This is a genomic window from Streptomyces clavifer (assembly GCF_036345975.1).
In the GTDB taxonomy this organism is placed as follows: Bacteria; Actinomycetota; Actinomycetes; order Streptomycetales; family Streptomycetaceae; genus Streptomyces; species Streptomyces clavifer.
This window is the reverse complement of record NZ_CP107793.1, coordinates 2,881,310-2,903,564: the sequence shown is the minus strand read 5'-3', so window position 1 is coordinate 2,903,564 and position 22,255 is coordinate 2,881,310. Positions and strand designations below refer to the sequence as shown.

At 70.4% G+C, this 22,255-nt stretch carries 19 protein-coding genes, 1 tRNA gene and 1 pseudogene; 12 read left to right on the top strand and 9 right to left on the bottom strand.

Annotated features, from left to right (window positions below; genetic code table 11):
* Positions 1–24: 24 nt before the first annotated feature.
* Positions 25–702 carry a hypothetical protein gene (locus tag OG927_RS12525; protein WP_330320162.1) on the top strand — a complete coding sequence of 226 codons (678 nt, stop codon included), beginning with the start codon at positions 25–27 and terminating at the stop codon, positions 700–702.
* A gap of 138 nt (positions 703–840) precedes the next feature.
* Here OG927_RS12525 and OG927_RS12520 read toward each other — a convergent pair.
* Positions 841–915 (bottom strand) — tRNA-Cys (locus OG927_RS12520).
* Between the two features lie 186 nt (positions 916–1,101).
* Here OG927_RS12520 and OG927_RS12515 point away from each other — a divergent pair.
* The 6 genes and pseudogenes from OG927_RS12515 to OG927_RS12490 all read left to right on the top strand — a co-directional run bounded on the left by OG927_RS12515 (position 1,102) and on the right by OG927_RS12490 (position 7,287).
* Positions 1,102–2,568 carry an MFS transporter gene (locus tag OG927_RS12515; protein WP_330320161.1) on the top strand — a complete coding sequence of 489 codons (1,467 nt, stop codon included), beginning with the start codon at positions 1,102–1,104 and terminating at the stop codon, positions 2,566–2,568.
* A 33-nt stretch (positions 2,569–2,601) separates the two neighbouring features.
* Entirely contained in the window at positions 2,602–2,799 is a 198-nt protein-coding gene (locus OG927_RS12510) for a hypothetical protein (RefSeq protein WP_124282181.1), read from the top strand.
* Positions 2,799–3,172: pseudogene (locus tag OG927_RS12505) on the top strand (type II toxin-antitoxin system death-on-curing family toxin). Before OG927_RS12510 ends, OG927_RS12505 begins: the two are co-directional and overlap by 1 nt.
* Before the next feature lie 164 nt (positions 3,173–3,336).
* A complete protein-coding gene (locus OG927_RS12500) occupies positions 3,337–5,118 on the top strand; it encodes a DEAD/DEAH box helicase (protein WP_057573639.1) in 1,782 nt (593 codons plus the stop codon).
* A gap of 635 nt (positions 5,119–5,753) precedes the next feature.
* Positions 5,754–6,398: an IclR family transcriptional regulator gene (locus OG927_RS12495; protein ID WP_056798545.1), complete on the top strand. Its 645-nt coding sequence runs from the start codon at positions 5,754–5,756 to the stop codon at positions 6,396–6,398.
* Positions 6,399–6,498: 100 nt separating this feature from the next.
* Positions 6,499–7,287 (top strand): S16 family serine protease, encoded by a 789-nt coding sequence (locus OG927_RS12490; protein ID WP_056798542.1) that lies wholly within the window; start codon positions 6,499–6,501, stop codon positions 7,285–7,287.
* A 64-nt stretch (positions 7,288–7,351) separates the two neighbouring features.
* Here OG927_RS12490 and OG927_RS12485 read toward each other — a convergent pair whose 3' ends face one another.
* The 5 genes from OG927_RS12485 to OG927_RS12465 are packed head-to-tail and all read right to left on the bottom strand — an operon-like array spanning position 7,352 to position 11,567.
* A complete protein-coding gene (locus tag OG927_RS12485) occupies positions 7,352–8,323 on the bottom strand; it encodes a glycine betaine ABC transporter substrate-binding protein (protein WP_209470418.1) in 972 nt (323 codons plus the stop codon).
* Entirely contained in the window at positions 8,320–9,174 is an 855-nt protein-coding gene (locus tag OG927_RS12480) for an ABC transporter permease (RefSeq protein WP_056798536.1), read from the bottom strand. The genes OG927_RS12485 and OG927_RS12480 overlap by 4 nt, the downstream gene beginning before the upstream one ends.
* A complete protein-coding gene (locus OG927_RS12475; protein ID WP_056798533.1) occupies positions 9,171–10,439 on the bottom strand; it encodes a betaine/proline/choline family ABC transporter ATP-binding protein in 1,269 nt (422 codons plus the stop codon). The genes OG927_RS12480 and OG927_RS12475 overlap by 4 nt, the downstream gene beginning before the upstream one ends.
* Positions 10,432–11,079 carry an ABC transporter permease gene (locus OG927_RS12470; RefSeq protein WP_056798530.1) on the bottom strand — a complete coding sequence of 216 codons (648 nt, stop codon included), beginning with the start codon at positions 11,077–11,079 and terminating at the stop codon, positions 10,432–10,434. Before OG927_RS12470 ends, OG927_RS12475 begins: the two co-directional genes overlap by 8 nt.
* Positions 11,080–11,093: 14 nt before the next feature.
* The gene (locus OG927_RS12465; RefSeq protein ID WP_056798526.1) at positions 11,094–11,567 is read right to left on the bottom strand and encodes an Lrp/AsnC family transcriptional regulator; all 474 of its coding nucleotides are present in this window, start codon (positions 11,565–11,567) and stop codon (positions 11,094–11,096) included.
* A gap of 122 nt (positions 11,568–11,689) precedes the next feature.
* Here OG927_RS12465 and hppD point away from each other — a divergent pair, with 122 nt between their 5' ends.
* Positions 11,690–12,835 (top strand): 4-hydroxyphenylpyruvate dioxygenase, encoded by a 1,146-nt coding sequence (gene hppD, locus OG927_RS12460; protein WP_330320160.1) that lies wholly within the window; start codon positions 11,690–11,692, stop codon positions 12,833–12,835.
* Between the two features lie 55 nt (positions 12,836–12,890).
* On the opposite strand, the gene OG927_RS12455 is transcribed toward hppD, so the two are convergent.
* Entirely contained in the window at positions 12,891–14,534 is a 1,644-nt protein-coding gene (locus OG927_RS12455; RefSeq protein ID WP_330320159.1) for a tetratricopeptide repeat protein, read from the bottom strand.
* A 97-nt stretch (positions 14,535–14,631) separates the two neighbouring features.
* Here OG927_RS12455 and OG927_RS12450 point away from each other — a divergent pair, with 97 nt between their 5' ends.
* On the top strand, positions 14,632–15,999 hold the full coding sequence (locus OG927_RS12450; RefSeq protein ID WP_209470421.1) for an FAD-binding oxidoreductase: 1,368 nt from the start codon (positions 14,632–14,634) through the stop codon (positions 15,997–15,999).
* Between the two features lie 29 nt (positions 16,000–16,028).
* Here the strand turns inward: OG927_RS12450 and OG927_RS12445 are convergent, their stop codons facing one another.
* Positions 16,029–16,505, bottom strand: coding sequence for an SsgA family sporulation/cell division regulator (locus tag OG927_RS12445; RefSeq protein WP_056798517.1), 477 nt, complete (start codon positions 16,503–16,505; stop codon positions 16,029–16,031).
* Between the two features lie 215 nt (positions 16,506–16,720).
* Between OG927_RS12445 and OG927_RS12440 the strand changes: the two genes are divergently transcribed.
* Positions 16,721–18,316: an RDD family protein gene (locus OG927_RS12440; RefSeq protein WP_330320158.1), complete on the top strand. Its 1,596-nt coding sequence runs from the start codon at positions 16,721–16,723 to the stop codon at positions 18,314–18,316.
* A gap of 130 nt (positions 18,317–18,446) precedes the next feature.
* Positions 18,447–19,109 carry an RDD family protein gene (locus tag OG927_RS12435; protein ID WP_124282187.1) on the top strand — a complete coding sequence of 221 codons (663 nt, stop codon included), beginning with the start codon at positions 18,447–18,449 and terminating at the stop codon, positions 19,107–19,109.
* 23 nt (positions 19,110–19,132) lie between these two features.
* Here the strand turns inward: OG927_RS12435 and OG927_RS12430 are convergent, their stop codons facing one another.
* On the bottom strand, positions 19,133–19,411 hold the full coding sequence (locus tag OG927_RS12430) for a hypothetical protein (RefSeq protein WP_056798508.1): 279 nt from the start codon (positions 19,409–19,411) through the stop codon (positions 19,133–19,135).
* Positions 19,412–19,793: 382 nt separating this feature from the next.
* On the opposite strand from OG927_RS12430, the gene OG927_RS12425 reads away from it, so the two are divergent.
* Positions 19,794–22,193, top strand: a complete 2,400-nt coding sequence (locus OG927_RS12425; RefSeq protein ID WP_056798505.1) for an immune inhibitor A domain-containing protein — start codon at positions 19,794–19,796, stop codon at positions 22,191–22,193.
* Positions 22,194–22,255 lie beyond the last annotated feature (62 nt).

Genomic DNA, 22,255 nt, shown 5'->3' with positions numbered 1-22,255 from the left:
GATGACAGAACGAGGGACTTTGCGATGAAGGTCGTGGGATCGGTGCGGGCCGGGCGGGTGCTGTCCGCAGTCGGGCTGGTACTGGCCATGGGTGTCGGAGGTGTGGCGTGCGGGGGGTCCGACGAGAAGACCGGGGAGGACACGTTCGTCGGGGCCGAGGAGGTCTGCGACGGGCTCTTCGCCGGCCCTCTTGCGTCGAAGGTCCGGTCCGTGACAGGTGACGCGGAGTTCTTCGCCACGGGGGCCAAGGGACTGGACAACGTCGTCGAGGCACTGAAGCGCGGCCACGCGTCCGGGCGCAGCTGGGCGACCGGAGCGGAGCTGTGCCCCTTGAGCCCGAAGGGGGCAGCGGCGGGAGACAGCGGCGGGATCAAGTTCTCCATGTACGCACCACGAGACGTGGAGGACCCACGGACGTCGGCCGACACCGAGTCCTACGACATGGGCGAGAAGGCCGAGTCGCGTCCCGCAGGTGCTTCGCTCTATTTTGAGTGCGTGAGCCCGCAGGTGAAGGGATCGGACGAGAGACCGCTGCGGATTTTCGGCAGCTTCGGACGGGGTAAGAGCGATGCGGCCGACACACCTGCATCGCGCGCTGCCAATCTGGAGATCCTTCACGCCGCCTCGCTCTCCGTGGTGAAGAAGCTCGACTGCGAGAACGACGGCGGCCTGCCCAAGACACCCGTCCTCACACCGAAGTAGCAGGCCTTGTGTGCGGCGCGGGCTCTCCGAAGGGCTCCCGCCGTCCCGAGGCGCTGTAACCGCAGACACACACAGGAACGGCCGCCCCCGCACCATGGGGGCGGCCGTTCCCTTTCGGGTTCTCCCGCTGGAGAGCGCTGGAGACCGTGACCGGAATCGAACCGGTGTAACTCGAGTTGCAGTCGAGCCCCTGAGCCTCTCGGGCACACGGTCAGGTGTTGTCGTTCTGTGGTCGACCGTACGGGTCCGGCGCGACCACGCTCAAGGGTGCCGGGCGCGCTGCAACGCGACTGCCACACGCCGTTCATGTTCGGGCGGCCGGGCCTACGACCAAGGACCGATGCGGGCTGCGCCCCTCGACAGGGCTCATCCGGCATTACGGCCCTTACTCTTGGGTCCATGAGCGCCCTGGAACCGCGTGACGTCGACGTCACGGCCCCCTTCACCGACATAGCCGTCGACGTCCCCGCGGAGGGTGTGCTGGGGCGGACCCACCGGGCGCTGAGCATCGGCATCGTCTCCGTCGTGCTGCTGATCGCCTTCGAGGCGACCGCCGTCGGTACCGCGATGCCGGTCGCCGCCCGTGAGCTGCACGGCATCCCGCTGTACGCGTTCGCGTTCTCCGCGTACTTCACCACCAGCCTCTTCGCCATGGTGCTCTCCGGGCAGTGGGCCGACCGGAGCGGGCCGCTCGCGCCGCTGGCCACCGGGATCGGCGCCTTCGGGGCCGGGCTGCTCTTCTCCGGGACCGCGGGCAGCATGTGGATGTTCATCCTGGGGCGGGCCGTCCAGGGCATCGGTGGCGGCCTCGTGATCGTGGCGCTGTACGTCGTCATCGGGCGGGCCTACCCGGAGCGGATCAGACCCGCGATCATGGCCGCGTTCTCCGCGGCCTGGGTCGTCCCGTCCGTCGTCGGGCCGCTCGCCTCCGGGACCGTGACCGAACACCTCGGGTGGCGCTGGGTCTTCGTCGGCATCCCCGTGCTCATCCTCCTGCCGCTCGCTCTCGCCCTGCCCGCGATCCGGCGGATGGCGGCAGGACCCTCGGACGCGGAGTCCGCCGTGAAGCCCTTCGACCAGCGGCGCATCCGGTTGGCCCTGGGCATCTCGCTGGGTGCGGGGCTGCTGCAGTTCGCCGGGCAGGAGCTGCGGTGGTTCTCGCTGCTGCCGGCCGTCGTCGGTGTCGCACTGCTCGTGCCCGCCGTGCGCGGGCTGCTGCCCCCGGGGACCGTGCGGGCGGCCAGGGGGCTGCCCGCGGTGATCCTGCTGCGCGGTATCTCCGCCGGCTCGTTCATCGCCGCCGAGTCCTTCGTACCGCTGATGCTGGTCACCCAGCGCGGACTGTCCCCGACGATGGCCGGACTGTCGCTCGCGGTGGGAGGCCTCACCTGGGCGCTCGGCTCGTACGTACTGGCCCGGCCACGCCTGGAGACCCACCGGGAGTCGCTGATGGTGGGCGGCATGGTGCTGGTGGTCCTCTCGATCGCGGCCGCGCCTGCCGTGCTGATCGAGTCGGTGCCGGTGTGGACGCTGGCCGCCGCCTGGGCCGTGGGGTGCTTCGGCATGGGCATGGTGATCGCCTCGACGAGCGTGCTGCTGCTGAAGCTGTCGGCCCCGGAGGAGGCGGGCGGCAATTCCGCCGCGCTGCAGATCTCGGACGGCCTGTCCAACGTGCTGCTGCTCACCGGCGGGGGTGCGGCGTTCGCCGCGCTCGGCGGCGGTGCGGTGGGGGCCGCCGCGCACGGGGCTGTGGGGAGCGGGGCCGCCGGGGCGCACCCGGGGGCGTTCACCGCGGTGTTCCTGCCGATGGCGGCGGTGGCGCTGGTGGGGGTGTGGGTGGCTACGCGGGTGAAGGAAAGCTCGTAGTGCCGCCTGGTACCGCGCGGTACCATTTTTTTCATGGCTGGTCTGGATCTGCGGTTCAGCGAGGAAGAGCTGGACGCGCTGCGTGCGCGCGCCGAGGCGGAGGGCCGCAGTATGCAGGCCTTCGCCCACGACGCGGTGATCACCGCCATAAACGAACACTCGCGTCTCTTCAACGAGGCGGCGGATCATGTGCTGAAGGTGAGTGAGGAGCTCAACCGGAGGCTTGCCTGATGCGGTACCTGACACTGCCCGAGCTGCTCAACCTGGCGGAGCGCCTCGGTGCGGCCGAGGTGCGTGACTTCGGGCTGCTCGATTCGGCGCTGGCGCGCCCGCAGGCGAGCGTATTCGGCCAGGACGCCTATCCGGACGTGTGGCAGAAGGCCGCAGCGCTGCGCTGATGGAGTCACTGGCCCACAACAACGCTCTCGTGGACGGCAACAAGCGCATCGCTTGGTACGCGACCTGGGTTTTCCTGCACATGAACGGGCACCCGCTCGACCCCGGCTTCGACGTGGACGAGGCCGAGCGGTTCGTGCTGGACGTATGCCAGGGGGCCTTGGACATGCCCAAGATCGCTGAACAGCTGCCCGGGTTCGCCAAGTAGCCGTCTCCTGTGAAGCGGGTCTCAGCGGCGCCGGATCACGGCTGGTTCGTACGGGGTTCCGACCCGCCCGCCGGTAGGGTGGCCCGGTTGTCGTATCGCGTGCGAGCCCGTCCCGGCGCGCACGGACAGCGCCCCACGTACCCGAGTGCCCCGAACCGGAGACCGTGACTACTACCGCCTCCCACCACCTCTCACCCGCCTTTCCCGGCCGCGCCCCCTGGGGTACGGCCGGGAAGCTGCGAGCCTGGCAGCAGGGTGCCATGGAGAAGTACATCCAGGAGCAGCCGCGCGACTTCCTCGCCGTCGCGACGCCCGGCGCAGGGAAGACCACCTTCGCGCTGACCCTCGCCTCATGGCTGCTGCACCACCACGTGGTGCAGCAGATCACCGTGGTCGCGCCCACCGAGCACCTCAAGAAGCAGTGGGCGGAGGCAGCCGCCCGTATAGGCATCAGGCTCGACCCGGAGTACAGCGCCGGCCCCGTGAGCAAGGACTACCACGGGGTCGCGATCACCTACGCCGGGGTCGGTGTGCGCCCGATGCTGCACCGCAACCGCTGTGAGCAGCGCAAGACCCTCGTGATCCTCGACGAGATCCACCACGCCGGTGACTCGAAGTCGTGGGGCGAGGCCTGCCAGGAGGCGTTCGACCCGGCGACCCGGCGCCTCGCGCTCACGGGCACGCCGTTCCGGTCCGACACCAACCCGATCCCCTTCGTGGCGTACGAAGAGGGCAACGACGGCATCCGGCGCTCCTCGGCCGACTACACGTACGGCTACGGCAACGCGCTCGCCGACGGTGTCGTCCGCCCCGTGATCTTCATGAGTTACAGCGGCAACATGCGCTGGCGCACCAAGGCCGGGGACGAGATCGCAGCCCGGCTCGGCGAGCCGATGACCAAGGACGCCATCGGGCAGGCCTGGCGCACCGCGCTCTCGCCCACCGGCGACTGGATTCCCAACGTGCTGGCCGCCGCCGACAAACGGCTGACCGAGGTGCGGAAGGGCATTCCGGACGCGGGGGGTCTGGTCATCGCGACGGACCAGGAGTCGGCGCGGGAGTACGCGAAGATCCTGAAGAAGATCACCGGCGACCGCCCTGCCGTCGTGCTCTCCGACGAGAAGGCCGCCTCGAAGAAGATCGACCAGTTCAGCCAGGACGAATCGCGCTGGATGGTCGCGGTCCGGATGGTGTCGGAGGGCGTCGACGTGCCCCGCCTCGCGGTCGGCGTGTACGCCACGACCATCTCGACACCCCTCTTCTTCGCCCAGGCCGTCGGCCGCTTCGTGCGGTCGAGGCGGCGCGGCGAGACCGCGTCCGTGTTCCTGCCGACCATTCCGATGCTGCTCGACTTCGCGAACGAGATGGAGGTCGAGCGCGATCACGTGCTCGACAAGCCGAAGAAGGGCAGCGACGAGGAGAACCCGTTCGCCGAGGAGGACCAGCTCCTCGCGGACGCGGAGAAGCTGGAGGACGAGGAGACCGAGGAGCAGCTGCCCTTCGAGGCGCTGGAGTCCGACGCGGTCTTCGACCGGGTGCTGTACGACGGCGCCGAATTCGGCATGCAGGCGCACCCGGGAAGTGCGGAGGAGCAGGACTACCTGGGGATTCCGGGACTGCTCGAGCCCGACCAGGTGCAGCTGCTCCTCCAGAAGCGGCAGACCCGGCAGATCGCGCACAGCCGCCAGAAACCGGCCGCGGAGGCCGACCTCCTGGAGAAGGCGGCCGAGGACCGGCCCGTGGTCACGCACAAGAAGCTGTTGGAGCTCCGCAAGCAGCTCAACACGATGGTGTCGGCGTACACCCATCAGAGCGGCAAGCCGCACGGCGTGATCCACACCGAACTGCGCCGGGTCTGTGGCGGCCCGCCGAGTGCGGAGGCGACGGCCGGCCAGATCCAGGACCGGATCAAGAAGGTGCAGGAATGGGCCACCCGGATGCGGTGAGATGACCCCGGAACGCGGGCCCGGTGCGGGAGGTGCACGCCTCCCGCACCGGGCCCGCTGCCGTTGTCTGCGGCTCCCCCTCGCCCGATGCCGATGCCGATGCCGATACCGATGCCGATACCGCTGGCGCCCGAAGTCCTGCCCCGCCGCCCGTGCTGAGGGCCGGGCCGTCCGGGGCGCCCCGATCGGGCCGCCGGGCTCCCGAGCCCGGCGGCCCGATCCGGCGCCCCGCTCCGTGGTGCGCGGCGCGCGTGAAGGCGCGCGAGGGCTCGCCCCGCGAAAAGTTCAGCACATTAATTTACGGTGAGTTAACACCCGTTCACATCCGGTGTACGGAGCGTCGCGATGGCGTCACGCGACTAGAACGCGCGTAGATGTTCGCGTTCCGGACGGTTCTGCGCTGACCGGCGGTTATGCCGTCGCGTTCCGGAGGGGGACCGGATTCTGGACGAGGTCTTCCGCTGAGCGGACTCGCTCGCTAATGTCCCCGAAACATGAACGCACCGTGTCAATGTGGCCGCGGTGCGCAGCCGGTGCCATGGCCAGTCGGCGGCCTCTCGGTACGTCGCCGTTGAGACCGGCGTCGGCAGTCCGGAGAGATATCCGCCCCGCTCACCAAAGAGGGAGAGGGCGTCGTGACCGCAGAGACTTCCCAGACGCTCGACAGGGGACTGCGTGTCCTCAAGCTGCTCGCCGATACCGACCACGGCCTGACCGTCACCGAGCTGTCGAACAAGCTCGGCGTCAACCGCACCGTCGTCTACCGACTCCTCGCCACTCTGGAACAGCACGCTCTGGTCCGGCGCGATCTCGGCGGCCGGGCCAGGGTCGGTCTGGGCGTGCTGCGCCTGGGCCGCCAGGTGCACCCGCTCGTCCGGGAGGCGGCGCTGCCCGCACTGCGTTCGCTGGCGGAGGACATAGGGGCCACCGCCCACCTCACCCTGGTCGACGGCGCGGACGCACTCGCGGTCGCCGTCGTCGAACCGACCTGGACCGACTACCACGTGGCGTACCGGGCCGGCTTCCGGCACGCACTGGACAGGGGCGCCGCGGGCAGGGCGATCCTCACCGCCCGGCAGAAGGCGGTCGCCGACCACCCCGGATACACCCTCACCCACGGCGAGCTCGAAGCCGGCGCCTGCGGGGCCGCGGCACCGCTGGTCGGGGTGTCAGGCGTGGAGGGCAGCGTCGGTGTGGTGATGCTCGCGGACGCCGTGCCCGAACGGGTCGGCCCCCGGGTGCTCGACGCGGCCCGGGAAGTCGCGGACGCGCTGCGCTGAGCCGGGGTCCGGGGCCGTGGCCCGGGGCGGCGCCGAGCCAGGGGCCGGGCCCGGGCCCTGGAAATCGTCGGGGGCGTACGGCGGCGGATAGATTGGGCGGGTGCTCACTCGTCTTACGCGCCCCCGCACCCTCGCCCTCTGCGCGCTGCCCGTCCTCGCGCTGTTCGGCACGGCGGCCTTCGCGCCCCTGCCGTTCACCCTGGCACAGCCCGGCACGACCGCGAACGTCCTGGGGAACGACCAGGGGAAACCGGTCATCACGATCAAGGGCGCGCCGACCCTCCCGACGGACGGCAAGCTGCTGATGACGACGATCATCGCGACCGGCCCCACGGCGGATGTCAGGGTCGGGGACGTGGTCGACAGCTGGTTCAGGACGGACCGCGCGGTCATGCCGCGCGACTCCGTCTACCCGACCGGGGGCTCCGAGAAGGAGATCGAGCAGCACAACCTCCAGGACATGGAGAAGTCGCAGAACGTCGCGGTCGAGGCGGCCCTGGACTACCTGGGCAAGGACCCCGGCTCCGTGGACGTCACTCTGCACCTCGCCGATGTCGGCGGTCCCAGTGCCGGGCTGTTCTTCTCGCTCGGCATCATCGACAAACTCGCCGGTGACGGCTCCGGCGGCGGTCTGACCGGTGGCCGTACGGTCGCCGGTACGGGCACGATCGAGGCCGACGGCGCGGTCGGTGCCGTCGGCGGGGTCTCCCTGAAGACGCAGGCCGCCCGGCGCGACGGCGCGACCGTCTTCCTGGTGCCGAAGGCCGAGTGCAAGCAGGCGGAGGCCGAGCGGCCCGAGGGCCTGCGGCTGATCCCGGTCACGACCCTGAAGAGCGCCGTGTCGTCACTGAAGGCCCTGGAGCGGGGGAGCAAGGTCCCGAGCTGCTGAGCCGTCCGGCGGGGAGCCCTTCCGGTGCCCGGCTCCCTCAGGCCCGCCGCGTGCGGTCCCCGGCTCAGCCCTCCCGGATGAACCCCTCCTTGACCAGCCAGTCCTTCGCCACCTCGTGCGGGTCCTGGCCGTCCACGTCGACCTTGGAGTTCAGCTCCTGTGCGAGCTGGGTGGTGAGCCTCTCGGTGACCGGGGCCAGCAGTCCGGCGATCTCGGGGTGCTTGTCGAGGGTCGCCGTGTGGATGGCGGGGGCCGCGTTGTAGTTGGGGAAGAACTGCTTGTCGTCCTCCATGACGTCCAGGTTCATCGCCTTGATGCGGCCGTCCGTGGTGTACACCTCGCCCAGCAGGCAGGAGTCGGACGTGGACACCTGGGTGTAGATGATCCCCGCGTCCATCTTCTTGATGTTCGAGGCCGGCAGGTTCATCCCGTACAGCTTCTGCATGCCGGGCAGTCCGTCGTCCCGCGAGGCGAACTCGTTCTCCACGCAGACCGTCACGGCCTTCGGGTCCTTCTTCGCGAGCGCCGCCACGTCCGAGAGCGTCTTCAGCTTGTACTTCGCGTTGTTCTTCTTGCTGATGGCCAGGGCGTACGTGTTGTCGAGGGTGGCCGGTGGCAGCCAGGTCACCCCGTTGCCGACGTCCTCGTCCCGGACGGCCTTCCACTGCTTCTGCGGGTCGACGATGGGCTTGGCGTGGCCGAGGTAGGTGATCCACGCCGTGCCCGTGTAGTCGTACAGGGCGTCGGCCTCGCCCTTGACGACCGCCTCGCGCGCGCTGATCGACCCCGGCAGGTTCGTGCGGTCCAGGACCTCCGCGCCGGCCGCCTTGAAGACCAGGCCCATGATCTGTCCGAGGATGATGTTCTCGCTGAAGTTCTTCGAGGTCACCGTCAGGGAAGCGCCCCTGAGCGGCTGGCCCTTCCCGACCGATCCGGGTTCCACCTCGTCCACCAGCGGCGATCCGCTCTTCAGCCCGCACCCCGTGAGCAGGAGGGCGAGCGCGGCCGTCGACGCCAGGCCCGTACGTACCCTCACGCTTCCTCCAGTCCGCGCGGCGTCAGCCACAGTTCGACCAGCGAGGCCAGCCAGTCCACGAGCAGTGCCAGCACGACGGTCAGTACGGATCCGAGGATCAACACGGGCATGCGCTGTGTCTGGATCCCCGACGTGATCAGGTCGCCGAGGCCGCCGCCGCCCCCGAAGGTCGCGAGGGTCGCCGTGCCCACGTTGAGCACCAGGGCCGTCCGCACGCCCGCGAGGATCAGTGGGACCGCGAGCGGCAGTTCGACCTTGGTGAGGGTGCCCATCGCCGACATGCCGATGCCCCTGGACGCCTCGACGAGCGTCGGCTCGATCGAGTTCAGCCCCGCCACCGTGTTGGAGAGCACGGGCAGGACGGCGTAGATCACCATCCCGATGATCGCCGTCGACGGGCCGATGCCCAGCCAGATCACCAGCAGGGCCAGCAGCCCGATCGCGGGCGTCGCCTGCCCGATGTTGGCGATGACGGTGACCCCGGGGGCGGCCTTCTTCAGGCCGGGCCGGGTCAGCGCGATGCCGAGCGGGATGGCGATGATCAGCACCCAGAAGGTGGAGATGGCGGTCAGCCTGACGTGCTGCCACCAGCGCACCTCCACGATGTCGCCGGCCAGGGAGTTCCTGGCGATCGAGTCGAGTTCGACGTGGGTGATCCACAGGTAGGTCGCGACCAGGACCACCGTCAGGACGGCCGGCACCAGCACGAGCTTCTTCCAGGTGATGCGGCGCGGCGGGCCCGGCGACGGCGGAGACGGCTCCGCCTCCTCGTCGCGGAAGGCGTGGCCGCCCACGTCGTGCTCGCCCGGAGGGCGTGCTCCCTTGGGCGGCGCCTGATGGCTGGGTGTCATAGCCCGCTGCCACCCCCCTCAAGCTCCTGTTCCGTCTGGTGGCCCCGCAGGTGCTCCAGATCGTGCTGGTGCTCCATCGCCGTGAGCCGGTCGGCCTCCAGGAGCTCGTGCACGGAGTTCATCAGTGTCTGCATGTCGACTACGCCGATGAACTCTCCGCGCCGCCCCGTCACGGCGACCCGCCCCCCGCTGTCGGTCAGCACGGCTTCCAGCGCGTCGTGGAGCGTCGCGTCCCGGGTCACGGTGTCGTGCACCAGCTGCCCCGCCCGGGCCAGCGAGCCCTTGGCCCGCATCAGGTCGCCGCGCCGCAGCCACTTGTACGGACGGTTCCTGCGGTCCAGCATCAGCAGTTCGTTGTGCGAGCCGTCGCGCAGCTTGTCGAAGATCAACTGGAGCGGGTCCTCGACGGTGACCGTGGGGAAGTCGGCGATCCCCACATCCCGTACGCGGGTGAGGTTGAGCCGCTTCAGTGCCGCTCCCGCGCCCACGAAGCCGGAGACGAAGTCGTCCGTCGGGTTGGTGAGGATCGCCTCGGGAGTGTCGAACTGGGCGATGTGCGAACGCTCCCGCAGCACCGCGATGCGGTCGCCCAGCTTGATCGCCTCGTCGAAGTCGTGCGTGACGAAGACGATCGTCTTGTGCAGCTCGTGCTGGAGCCGGATCAGCTCGTCCTGGAGGTGGTCACGGGTGATGGGGTCGACCGCGCCGAACGGCTCGTCCATCAGCAGGACCGGCGGGTCCGCGGCCAGGGCCCGGGCCACGCCGACCCGTTGCTGCTGGCCGCCGGAGAGCTGGCGCGGATACCGCCCGTGGAACTCCCGCGGATCGAGACCGACCAGGTCGAGCATCTCCTCGACGCGGTCCTTCACGCCGGACTTCGACCAGCCGGTCATCTTGGGCACGAGGGCGATGTTCTCCGCGACCGTCATGTGCGGGAAGAGCCCGGAGGACTGGATCGCGTACCCGATCTTGCGCCGCAGCTTCACCGGGTCCATGTCGGTGACGTCCTCGTCGTTGATCCTGATCCGCCCGGACGTCGGTTCGATCAGCCGGTTGATCATCTTCAGCGTGGTGGACTTCCCGCAGCCGGACGGCCCCACGAGGATCACGGTCTCGCCGGCCTTGATGTCCATCGTGACGTTGTCGACGGCCGGAGCGGGGTTGCCGGGGTAGGACTTGGTGAGGTTCTCCAGCCGGATGGTGGCACCCGAGGCGGTGGTGCCGGCCGCGGGAGTCTCCGTCGGCCCGGTGACGGTTTCAGACACGGATCCCCCTGGGGATGGTGAGGCGTCCGAGCAGGACGTACGCGGCGTCGAAGAGCAGGGCGAGGACGACGATGCCGAGCGTGCCTGCGAGGACCTGATTGATCGCGTTGGCACTGCCCAGCGAGGCGAGACCGCGGAAGATCTCGTTCCCGAGACCGGGGCCCGAGGCGTACGCGGCGATGGCGGCGATCCCCATCAGCATCTGGGTGGAGACCCGGATCCCGGTGAGGATGGGCGGCCAGGCGAGCGGCAGCTCCACCTTGCACAGCCGTGCCGTACGCGACATCCCGATGCCCTTCGCTGCGTCGACCAGGGACGGGTCGACGCCGCGCAGTCCGACGATGGCGTTGCGGACGACGGGCAGCAGCCCGTACAGCGTCAGGATGATCACGGTGGGCGGAACCCCGAGGCCGACCAGCGGGATCAGCAGGCCGATCGCGGCGAGCGACGGGATGGTGAGGATCATGGCCGTCGAGGTGATGGCCAGCGACCCGCCCCAACTGCTCCGGTAGCTGAGCACGGCGATCACGACGCCGAGCACGGTGGCGAGGACCATGCACTGGAAGACTGCGCTGACGTGCTGGAACGCGTCGGTGAGCAGCTGCTGGTGGCGGGTGCTCACGTACTCCCAGAAGTTCACATGCTGCTCCTCGGTCAGTCGGTGTCCTGTGCAGCCTGCTCGACGAGCGGGAGAATACGCAGGGGGACCGGATTTTCCATGACGATCGCCGTGGAGGCCCGGACGATCCCATCCAAACCGACCACCCGGTCGATCACCCGCTGGAGATCGGCGTTGGACCGGGCGACGAGGCGGCAGAGCATGTCACCGTGCCCGGTGGTGGTGTGCAGTTCGAGCACCTCGGGCACCCCACCCAAATGGGCCCGTACATCGGCGCCTTGGCCCTGCCTGATCTCCAGCGTCGCGAACGCGGTGACCGGGTAGCCGAGGGCCGCCGGGTCGACGTCGGGGCCGAAGCCGCGGATGACGCCATTCGACTGAAGCCGGTCCAGCCGTGCCTGGACGGTCCCGCGCGCCACCCCGAGCCGCCGGGAGGCCTCCAGCACACCGATGCGGGGCTCGCGGGCCAGCAGGGCGATGAGCCGGCCGTCCAGATGATCGATCGCCATGATCCGTCTCCCTGTGGTCACCCTGTACAGATAGCCCGCCCATCCTGGCCACCCGTCGGGCAGGTTGACCAGCGATCGCGCGAACTGTTGCGCACCTTGCGAAGCGGCGGGAACCTTCGGACATGACTGAGACTCTGCACACCACCCCTGACACCGCCCGGCAGGCCGATCCCTTCCCGGTCAAGGGCATGGACGCGGTGGTCTTCGCCGTGGGCAACGCCAAGCAGGCGGCGCACTACTACTCGACCGCCTTCGGCATGAAGCTCGTGGCCTACTCCGGACCGGAGAACGGCAGCCGCGAGACCGCGAGTTACGTCCTGACCAATGGTTCCGCCCGCTTCGTCCTCACCTCCGTCATCAAGGCGTCCACCGAGTGGGGCACCTTCCTGGCCGACCACGTGCACGCCCACGGCGACGGTGTGGTCGACCTCGCCGTCGAGGTCCCGGACGCCCGCGCCGCGTACGCGTACGCGGTCGAGCGCGGCGCGAAGGGCATCACCGAGCCGTACGAGCTGAAGGACGAGCACGGCACGGTCGTCCTCGCCGCCATCGCCACGTACGGCAGGACCCGCCACACCCTCGTCGAGCGCTCCGGCTACGACGGGCCGTACCTCCCGGGCTTCGCCGCGGCCGAACCGATCGTCGAGGCGCCCGCCAAGCGGACCTTCCAGGCCATCGACCACTGCGTCGGCAACGTCGAGCTCGGCCGGATGAACGAGTGGGTGGCGTTCTACAACAAGGTCATGGGCTTCACCAACATGAAGGAGTTCGTGGGCGACGACATCGCCACCGAGTACTCCGCCCTGATGTCGAAGGTCGTCGCCGACGGCACGCTGAAGGTGAAGTTCCCGATCAACGAGCCGGCGATCGCGAAGAAGAAGTCGCAGATCGACGAGTACCTCGAGTTCTACGGTGGCGCGGGCGTCCAGCACATCGCGCTCGCCACCAACGACATCGTCGCGTCCGTGAAGACGATGCGGGCGGCCGGCGTGCAGTTCCTGGACACCCCGGACTCGTACTACGACACCCTCGGCGAGTGGGCGGGCGAGACCCGCGTGCCCGTGGAGACGCTGCGCGAGCTGAAGATCCTGGTCGACCGCGACGAGGACGGCTACCTGCTGCAGATCTTCACCAAGCCGGTCCAGGACCGGCCCACGGTCTTCTTCGAGATGATCGAGCGGCACGGTTCGATGGGCTTCGGCAAGGGCAACTTCAAGGCCCTGTTCGAGGCGATCGAGCGCGAGCAGGAGAAGCGCGGCAACCTGTAGTCCGCCGTTCGCCCCCGCCGCCTTCGGCGGGGGCGCGTACAAGGGGGCGGCGGGCCTACGGAGCCGCTGCGCCGGGCTCCGCCCCCGGGGAAGGCGAGGCCTCCCGCGCGGACTGCTTCGGTTCCGGCTCGTCCCTCCCCGGCTTCTCCCGCGTCCGGCCCTCGCCCTGCCCCTCGTCGCCCCCGTCCGTGCCGGCCGTCCCGGGGGCCTGCCCCGGAGCGGGTTCCGGGTCCGACGGCTCCATGTCCGCCGGACCGCCCGGCGCCGGTCCGTCCAGGGCGTTCAGAGCCTCCTGCGCCAGGGGTGCGTCCAGCGGGGAGAACTCCGGGTCCGTACGGAGGGACGCCTCCAGATCGCTGCGGGCCGGGCCGTCCTGGCCGAGCGCGTTCTCGATCATGCCCAGGTGGTACGCGTACGAGGCGTCCCGTACGCCGGTCTCCACCGCCCGCTCCGCGTACTGCAGGCCCTCCTCCGACCGGCCCGCCCGGTGCAGCGCCCAGCCCAGTGCGTCCGACACGTCCGAGCTGCGGCGCAGCCCGGACCACTCGGTGCGCATCAGCTCCACGGCCGCTTCGGGATCGCCGTGGTCCGCCTCGTAACGGGCCTCCGTCAGGGACTCGTCGACCCCGGCCCTCCTGGCCTCGGCGAGCAGTTCCCGGAGCCTCTTGTACTGGGTGCGGGCGTCACCGTCCAGATCCAGCGACTCGTACAGCTCGCCCAGCTCGAGGACGTACTCCGGGCGCGGCAGCTTCGCCGTCACCGTCCGGTAGTCGGCCAGCGCCTCGTCCGTGCGGTCCAGGGCCACCAGCGCGCGGGCCCGGCCCGCGAGGGAGGCGAGGTGACTGCGGTCGGTGCGCAGGGCCGCGCCGTACTGGGCGACGGCCTCCTCGGGCTCGCCGCGTTCCCGGGCCAGGTCGCCCAGGCGGTGCAGCGCCGCCGCCTTCTCCGCGGGCCCGGTGGCACGGTCCGCCGCCTCCTGGGCGGTGGCCAGGGCGTCCTCGCGCCAGCCCTGGTTGTGGTACATCTCCGACGTCCTGGCCAGCGCGGGGACCCCCTTGCGCAGCGACCCGAACTTCTCCGTGGCCCTGCCGGCCGCCTCGTACTCGCCGAGACCGTTGTACGCGTCGATCAGCACCGGGTACGCCGTCCAGTTCTTCGGCTCCCGCGTGCGCACGGTCTCGCCCCACTTCTTCGCCGCGAGGTAGTCGTGCCGCGCGTTGGCGAGCGCGCCCAGCCCCACCCAGGCCTCCGCGTTGCCGCGCTCCCCGGGCTGCGCGGCCAGCGAACGCTGGAGCGCCTGTTCGGCCCGGGTGTAGTACGTCGCGTCCGCCGAGCGCAGGCCCCACTCCACGTACGCCGTACCGAGCACCGCCCAGGACGGTGCGTCGGAGGGATGCGTCTCCACCCACTGCTGCCGGTCGCCGATCAGGGCCGTGAGATCGGACAGGGAAGCGGGGGAGCCCGCAGCCGCCGCGCTCTCGGCCCGTGCCACGGGCCCGGGCACGGGGGGCGCGCTCTCTTCCGCGTCGGGGACGGCGACCACCGCACCGGCCACGAGCACGGCACCGGCCACCGCGCCGAACGCCGCCCTGCGCAGCGTGGTGCGCATCGGTGCGGGGGACGGGGGCACGGACGTCGCGCCCTTCGGCGGCAGGGTGGAGGGGGGTGACTCCGGCTTCTGCTGCGGCTTGGCATCCATGACCATCACTCTGCGTCAGTATGAAGATCACATCGGGTTGCGCGAACGCGCGCGCAGACGGGTTCACACCAATGGCCCCGGGTGTCACCCTTGGATCATGGACGCACTCCTCGAACAACTGCGCGCGGGTCTTCCGGCCGAGGCACTGATCACGGACGCGGAGGTCACCGCCTCGTACGCCCACGACATGGCGAGCTTCTGCGACGCGGGCGCCCCCGCCGTCGTCGTGCTCCCCCGCACGGTCGAGGAGGTCCAGCACGTCATGCGGACCGCCACCGCGCTGCGTGTCCCCGTGGTGCCCCAGGGTGCGAGGACGGGCCTGTCGGGCGCGGCCAACGCCTCCGACGGCTGCATCGTGCTCTCCCTGGTGAAGATGGACCGCATCCTGGAGATCAGCACGGTCGACCGGATCGCGGTCGTCGAGCCGGGCGTCATCAACGCCACGCTCTCCCGCGCGGTCAACGAACACGGGCTGTGCTACCCGCCGGACCCGTCGAGCTGGGAGACGTGCACCATCGGCGGCAACATCGGCACGGCGTCCGGGGGGCTGTGCTGCGTGAAGTACGGCGTCACCGCCGAGTACGTCCTGGGCCTGGAGGTCGTCCTGGCCGACGGCCGGCTGCTGAACACGGGCCGGCGCACGGCCAAGGGCGTCGCCGGATACGACCTCACCCGGCTCATCGTGGGTTCGGAGGGCAGCCTCGGTATCGTCGTCAAGGCCGTCCTCGCCCTGCGGCCCCGGCCGCCGCAGCAGCTCGCGCTCGCCGCGGAATTCCCCTCGGCGACCGCCGCCTGCGACGCGGTGTGCCGGATCATGGAGCGCGGACACACCCCGTCACTCCTCGAACTGATGGACCGTACGACGGTGCGCGCCGTCAATGCGACGGCCTCCATGGGGCTCCCCGAATCCACCGAGGCGCTGCTGCTCTGCGCATTCGACACGCCCGACCCGGCTGCCGATCTCGCCGCCGTCGGCGCCCTGTGCCGTGAGGCGGGCGCCACCGAGGTGGTGCCCGCCGAGAGCGCCGCCGAGTCCGAACTCCTCCTGCAGGCGCGTCGGCTCTCGCTCCCCGCCATGGAGACCCTCAAGCCCGCCACGATGATCGACGACGTGTGCGTACCGCGCTCCAGGCTCGGCGCCATGATCGAGGGCACCGCGGCCATCGCCGAGAAGTTCGGGCTGACCATCGGCGTCGTCGCCCACGCGGGCGACGGCAATACGCACCCCGTCGTCTGCTTCGACCACACCGACGCCGACGAGTCCCGCAGGGCCCGCGAATCCTTCGACGAGATCATGGCGCTGGGCCTCGGGCTCGGCGGCACCATCACCGGCGAGCACGGTGTCGGCGTCCTCAAGAGGGAGTGGCTGGCCCGCGAACTCGGCGAGGTGGGAGTGGAGTTGCAGCGTGGCATCAAGGCGGCCTTCGACCCCCTGGGGCTGCTCAATCCCGGCAAGCTGTTCTGACTCCGCCGCCACTCAGGTCTCCCCGCCACTCAGGCCTCCCCGTCCTGGGACTCGTCCGAGGGCCACGGGTCGCTCAGCCACAGGTCGTCGGCCGGCAGCGGGGTGAGCAGCTCGGCGAGCGCGGCGTCCAGTCCGAGCATGGTGTTCTCGGAACCCGGCGGGACCACCCTCAGGGTGCGCTCCACCCAGGCGGCCACCGCGACCGACGGCACCTCCAGGAGGGCGTTGCCGTCGGGCGAGGTGAGCGCGACCAGGATGACGCTCCGGTCGTCGACCTTGGTCGGCCAGATCCGCACGTCCCCGTGCCCGCACGGCCTGAACACCCCCTCCACCAGCAGCTCACGGGCGAACGTCCAGTGCACGGGCGTCTCGGAGCCGATGTGGAAGGTGATGTGCACGGCGTACGGGTCGTCGGTCAGGTAGGACAGCCGCGCGGGCACGGGGACGGACCGCTCGGGCGACAGGACCAGCTTGAGTTCCAGTTCGCGTTCCACGATGTGCTGCATGAGGGTGCACGACCTTCCGATGCTCGTAGGGGCCGGTCCCCTGACCGGTCCGCACAAGGAGAGAGCGCCCTCCCGGCGATCCATGACGCGACTTTCCAGAAAAACTTCTCCGGGCCCGGAATGTGGTCCAAACGGCAGGACGGGCCCGGGGATACGTGGCGGTCTGATAGATGTGGACCCTTGTATTGAGGCCTAAGAGATACGGGACCACGGTGATGAGCGCCCCAACCCCGGCACCCGGTGACGAAAGCCCCCGCGAGGGGTACTACCCCGACCCGTCCATCCCCGGATACGTCCGGTACTGGAACGGCGCGTCATGGGTTCCCGGTACGAGCCGTCCCGCGCCGCAGCAGGGCCGTACGGCTCCTGCGGCACCGCCCGCCCCGGCGGCGGACGCCGCCCCGCAGCACACCGCGCAGCGGCCGGCCCCGGTGGACGAGACCGGGCCGATGTACCTCGACGACGTCGGCGGGTCCACGGCGTTCGGCGGACGCGGTGAAGCGCCGAGCCGCCCCGAACCGGCGTCCGCCTGGCAGGCCGACACCTCCCGGCAGACCGGCTTCGGCGGCGAACGCGACCACCGCGTCTCCTGGGGCGGCCCTGATCCGCGTGCCGCGGACGAGGCGGCACCCGCCGCCACCCCGCGCACGGACGACGGCACTGCCGGGCGGGTGGCCGGCGATCCGCACCGGCCCGCCGTCCAGGACCCGACGCGCGGGGCCCTCCCCGGAATGCGGGACGGCAGCGTCGAGGCCACCGACGGCCCCACGCGCCTCCCGGCCGGCTCCACGGGCGCCAGCGGCGACGCGGGCCGCCCGCCCACCGACGGTACGGTCACCATCCGCGCGACCGGGCCCGCCGGCACCGCCCGCCCCCCGCATCCGCGCGAGGAGGCCGCCGCGCCCGCCGACGGCACGATGACGATCCGCGGGGCGACACCCGGCGGCGCCCCGCGCACACCCGCACCGCAGGCACCCGCCCCGCGCCCGCACACACCGGCGGCGCGCCCGCCCGCCCCGCAACCGCCCGCCGCACGCCCGCACACACCGGCCGCGCGCCCGCCCGAGCCGTCCCCCGAACCGCCCCGGGCGCACGCCCCGGCGAGGACGGGCCACCCGGTGAACCCCTTGACCCCCGGCCCCGGCGGCGGGTCCGCGTCCTGGGCCCAGCAGGCGCACCCGCTCTCCCGGCCCGGGCAGCCGGCCGCCCCCCGGCAGGCGCACCCGTCGCCCCCGCAGCAGCAGGGCGGCCGTCCCGAGCAGCAGCCCGTCACGCCCTGGAAGCCGCCGGTCGACGACCACTTCCAGCAGCTGGCCCGGGCCCAGGCGTCCGCCAGGCCCGCCGGGCTCGGCAAGCGGCTGGCCGCCCGGCTCGTCGACGCGGTCGTGCTGGGCGCGCTCGTCGGCGCGATCGCACTCCCGCTGGTCACCCGGGCGACGGAGCACATCGACGGCAAGATCGAAGCGGCGAAGCAGTCCGGCGAGACGGTCACGGTATGGCTGCTGGACTCCACCACGGCCGGGCTGCTCGGCGCGGTGATCGGCGCGTTCCTCGTGGTCGGCTTCGTCCTGGAGGCGCTGCCCACCGCGAAGTGGGGGCGCACGCTGGGCAAGAAGCTCTGCGGTCTCGAGGTGCGGGACATCGAGTCCCACGGTCCGCCCACCCTCGGGGCGGCGCTGCGCCGCTGGCTCGTGTACGGGGTGCTGTGCCTGCTCGTCGTCGGCGTGGTCAATGTCCTGTGGTGCCTGGTGGACCGCCCCTGGCGCCAGTGCTGGCACGACAAGGCGGCCCGCACCTTCGTCGCGGGCTGAGGGGCGGACGCGGGAGCGCGAGCCCGGTCCGTGGGCGCGGAGCGGCCCCTTACGCCCATGTGCTGACGCCCCGTCCCCCGAAAGCACCTCAGCCGTTGCGGGCTTTTGCGGGCCGGGGTGCACTGCCCCCATGAGCAACGAACCGCCGCCGCCGCCGCCCGGTCAGCCGCCCGAGGACGACCCCTTCTCCAAGAGGCCGCCGCAGGGTCCTCCGCCGGGCGGCTCGCCCTACGGAGGTGAGCAGCCCCCGCCGCCGTACGATCGCGGCCCGTACGGCGGCGGCGGTCCCTACGGAGGTGCCGATCCGCTGGCCGGCATGCCGCCGCTCGCCGAGCCCGGCAAGCGGATCCTGGCGCGGCTGATCGACTTCCTCGTCATCTCGATCCCGCTGTACCTGATCTCGCTGCCCTTCGGCGGGGCGGTCGACGTCACCTCGGACAACGGCGACGACGACTTCGGCGACGCCATCAGCAACTCCTACAGCGGTCATCAGCTGATCTGGTCGCTGATCGCCCTGGTGGTCTACGTCGCCTACGACACCTATCTGACGCACAAGGACGGCCGGACGCTCGGCATGCGGCTGCTGAAGATGCGTGTGGCGATGCTCAACGACGGGTCGGTGCCCGACACCGGATCCGCGTTGATGCGGGCCGTCGTGCTCTGGCTCCCCGCGCTGCTGTGCTGCCCGTGCCTGTGGTGGCTCATCAACATCGTGCTGATGTTCACCGACAAGCCCTACCGTCAGGGCCTGCAGGACAAGGCGGCCAAGACCGTGGTGGTCACGACTCCTTGAGGCCGCGGCCGGACGGCCGTCGCTCAGCGGTGCAGGGAATGCCCGCCGACCCGCTCCTGGTGCGCGGCGGCGATCTCTATGTCCTCGACCGGGCGCTGCGCACGCGCCGTGGCCGGCGCGGTCCTCCCACGCCTGGGCAGGGGCACAGACAGGGCGACCAGCAGACCCAGGGCCAGCGCCGCGACGCAGACGACGGCCACACCGACGCCCGAATCCGTGCGGGACAGCAGCAGCATGGCAAGCGTCGAGACGATGACGGTGACCGAACCGTAGGAGAACTGTGCGGCAGTCGGACGCGGCATGGCGGAATCCGTCCTCGGGGTGTCGGATGGGGCAGTCTCTCAACACGTTCGCACTGTCAATCGACTCTATGACGGTGGATGCCCATGAGGAACAGGTAGTAAGCGTGACCTAACCCACGGTACCGGTGCACGGGGGGCGCATCGAGTCACACGGTCGGCAATCGGGCGGCACGGCGCGCCGGTTGGTGGCCGATGGTGGGTTTTGAATGAACGTCCGGATACCGGTAGACGACTCCCGCATAGTGCACTTGGTGTGTTCAAGTCAAGATCTGTCTTTTCTCTCGTAACTCCGATCAAATGTCGTCACTTGTGACGCGTTAACGCGCGCGGCCCTCTCCACCCCCCTGGCCGCGGACGCGAACGCCGGGGAGGACTGCATCAAGTGACCACTCAGAGACGGGCGCTACGCGCCACCGCGGTAGCCGTGGCCCTGGCCGCCACCGCTGCGACGGCATCGGCCTTCGCCACCGCCCAGGCGGACGACAGGACGTCGGGATCCGGCGCCTCCGTCGTGGACCGCCGGGATCCCGCGCCGGTCAAGGCGCACGAGCACGACCTGGAAGGGCCCTTCAGCAAGGAGCAGGACGCTCAGCGTCAGGCCGCGCTGGAGCAGGTGCTGGCCGGCGACAAGAAGGTGTCGACCCGCGGCGGTTCCAAGGTCGTCAAGCTCGGCAAGAGCAAGTACGTCGAGCTCGGCCGCGAGAAGACCGACAAGATCTTCACGATCCTCGTGGAGTTCGGCGACCAGGTCGACGACACCACGATGTTCGACCCCGACGGCGACGGCCCCGAGCCGCCCGTCAAGAAGTACGGCGGCACGCCCGGCCCCCTGCACAACGAGATAGCCGAGCCGGACCCGGCGAAGGACAACAGCACCGCCTGGCAGGCCGACTACGACCAGGCCCACTTCCAGGACCTCTACTTCGGTGAGGGCAAGGGCAAGGACTCGCTCAAGACCTACTACGAGAAGACGTCCTCCGGGCGCTACTCGGTCGACGGTGAGGTCTCGGACTGGGTCAAGGTGCCGTACAACGAGGCCCGTTACGGGTCCAACTACTGCGGCTCCACCAACTGCGCCAACGTCTGGGACACGGTCCGCGACGGCGTCAACGCCTGGGTCACCGACCAGAAGGCCAAGGGCCGCACGCTCGACCAGATCAAGGCGGACCTCGCCCAGTACGACGAGTGGGACCGCTACGACTTCGACGGCGACGGCGACTTCAACGAGCCGGACGGCTACATCGACCACTTCCAGCTTGTCCACGCCGGTGAGGACGAGTCGGCGGGCGGCGGCGCGCAGGGCACCGACGCCCTCTGGGCGCACCGCTGGTACGCGTACGGCACCAACGCGGGCGCGACCGGCCCGGCGGGCAACAAGGCCGGCGGCGCGGAGATCGGCGACACGGGCATCTGGGTCGGCGACTACACCGCGCAGCCCGAGAACGGCGGCCTGGGCGTCTTCGCCCACGAGTACGCCCACGACCTGGGCCTGCCCGACCTCTACGACACCTCCGGCGGCGGCGAGAACTCGGTCGGCTTCTGGTCCCTCATGTCGGCGGGCTCCTGGCTCGGCACCGGCAAGGGCGAGATCGGCAACCTGCCCGGCGACATGACCGCCTGGGACAAGCTGCAGCTCGGCTGGCTCGACTACGACAAGGCCAAGGCCGCCACGAAGTCGACGCACAAGCTCGGTGTCGCGGAGTACAACACCAAGGACAAGCAGGCGCTCGTCGTCGAGCTGCCCGAGAAGGAAGTCACCACCACCGTCACGAAGCCCGCCGAGGGCTCGAAGCAGTGGTGGAGCGACATGGGTGACGACCTGTCGAACACCCTGACGCGCTCGGTCGACCTGACCGGAAAGACGTCCGCCTCGCTGGACCTGTCCGGCTGGTACGACATCGAGGCCGACTACGACTACCTCTACACCGAGGTCTCGGACAACGGCGGCTCCTCCTGGACCGCGCTCGACGGCACCGCCGACGGCAAGGCCATCCCGCGTGACGCCAGCGACAAGCCGGCCCTGACCGACGTCTCCGGCGCGGTCAAGAAGCTCTCGTACCCGCTGGACGCCTACGCGGGCAAGAAGGTCGATCTCCGCTTCCGCTACCAGACGGACGGCGGCGCGGGCGGCAAGGGCTTCACGGCCGACGCCATCACGGTCACCGCCGACGGAGCCGTGCTCTTCACGGACAACGCCGAGGGCGACGACAACGGCTGGACCGCCAAGGGCTTCTCGCGGATCGGTGAGTCGTTCACCAACGACTACCCGCAGTACTACATCGCCGAGAACCGCCAGTACGTGTCGTACGACAAGACCCTCGAGGTCGGCCCGTACAACTTCGGCTTCTCCACCACCCGCCCGGACTGGGTCGAGCACTACGCCTACCAGAACGGTCTGATGGTGTGGCTCTGGGACACCTCCCAGAAGGACAACAACACCTCGCAGCACCACGGCAAGGGCCTGATCCTTCCGGTGGACTCGCACGCCAAGCCGCTCAAGTGGTCCAACGGCACGCTCCTCCGGAACAAGATCCAGCCGTTCGACGCGCCGTTCAGCTGGTACCCGAACAAGGGCTTCACGCTGCACAACGCGGACGTGCCGCTCAAGATCAAGCCGTCGCTGGGCGTCCCGGTCTTCGACGACCGCAAGGGCACCTACTGGTACGCGGAGAACCCGACCGGAAGTGTCAAGGTCTCTGACACCAACACCCGGATCTCGATCGTCAACGAGCCCCTCAGCGGCTCGACGATCACCGTGAAGGTCGGCCCCTCGGGCAAGTAGTCAGCAACACCGCAGGTCAGAACATGATCGGCCGTCGCCCTCTAGCGGGCGACGGCCGATCG